1 protein-coding gene is annotated in these 1,578 nt (G+C 63.9%); it reads left to right on the forward strand.

The window, feature by feature from the left end; genetic code table 11:
- A partial coding sequence (locus VGF12_RS10095; protein WP_331175904.1) for a conjugal transfer protein TrbE occupies positions 1 to 1,578 on the forward strand: 1,578 nt, incomplete at both ends.

Consider the following 1,578-nt stretch of genomic DNA (forward strand, 5'->3'; position numbering starts at 1 on the left):
CTGGATGCTGCATATCGAGGCCGATCGCCATGCGGCCGAGCATTATCCGAGCAGCCTGTTTCCCGATCCTGTCTCCTGGCTCGTCGACGAAGAGCGACGGGCCTACTTTGCGAGCAATTGCGGCCACTTCGAGAGCAGCTATTTCCTGACGCTGACCTATTTGCCCAGGGAAGATGCTCACGCGAACGCCAGCAGGCTGCTTTATGCAGATGCCCCACGCAATGGGATGGACTGGCGCCGCCAACTGTCGGACTTCATTGCAGAGGCCGATCGGTTCCAGGATCTGCTCGAGGGTGTCGTGCCCGAATGCAAGTGGCTGAACGACGAGCAAACGCTGTCTTACTTGCACGGCACGGTGTCGACCGAACGGCAGTCGATCTCAGTTCCGGACATCCCCTTTCACCTGGATGCTCTGTTGGCCGATCGCCCGCTGACCACCGGCATGTCGCCCATGCTCGGCGACCAGCATCTTCGGGTGGTGTCGGTACGAGGACTGCCGTCCTCATCCTGGCCGGGCGTACTCGACGAGTTGAATCACCTGGCACTCACCTATCGCTGGTCGACCCGCTTCATCTGCATGGACAAGGTGGAGGCGCTCGCCGAGCTGACGCGACTGCGGCGCCAGTGGTTTGCCAAGCGCAAGGGCGTGATGGCGCTGATGCGCGAAACCCTCTTCCAACAGGAAAGCCCGCTGATCGACAGTGACGCAGCTAACAAGTCGGCGGATGCCGATGCAGCACTGCAGGAACTGGGTGCCGACCTCGTCGCCTTCGGCTACATGACCGTCACCATCACGGTGGCCGATATCGATGCGCGGCGGGCGGACGAGATGCAGCGGCTCGTCGAGCGCACGATCCAGGCACGCGGACTGGTCACCATTGCCGAGCAGTTGAACGCGGTCGAGGCCTGGCTATCGTCCATTCCCGGTAACGCTTACGCAAACGTGCGACAGCCACTTGTCTCCACGCTCAACCTGGCGCACCTGATGCCCGTATCGGCAGTCTGGGCAGGCCCCGCGCGCAATGACCATCTTGACGGTCCTGCACTGATGCTCACGCGCACCGACGGCGCCACGCCCTTTCGGCTGGTCACCCATGTTGGCGATGTTGGCCACACCCTGGTCGTCGGCCCTACCGGCATGGGCAAATCAGTGCTGCTGGCCATCCTGGCCATGCAGTTTCGCCGCTACCGCGGCGCACGGGTGCTGATGTTCGACATGGGCCGCTCGCTGCGCGCCACGACGCTCGGGCTGGGCGGCGAGCACTACGACTTGGGGCGCGAGGAAGGGATCGCCTTCCAGCCACTGGCACGAATCGATGAATCCGCGCATCGCAGCTGGGCAAGCGAGTGGCTTCAGGCATGCCTGCTACAGGAAGGGGTGCAGCTGGAGCCTGAGCAGAAGACGGCCATCTGGACGGCGCTGCGTAGCCTGGCCGGCGCACCGGTTGCGCAACGCACACTGACGGGCTTCAAGGTGCTCGTGCAGGATGCGCGGCTGCGCGAGGCGTTGCAGCCCTACGAGCTGGACGGTGCCCACGGACGCCTGCTCGACGCAGACGATGAGCGACTGGGATCGGC

It is taken from the genome of Roseateles sp., from assembly GCF_036404855.1.
In the GTDB taxonomy this organism is placed as follows: domain Bacteria; phylum Pseudomonadota; class Gammaproteobacteria; order Burkholderiales; family Burkholderiaceae_C; genus Pelomonas.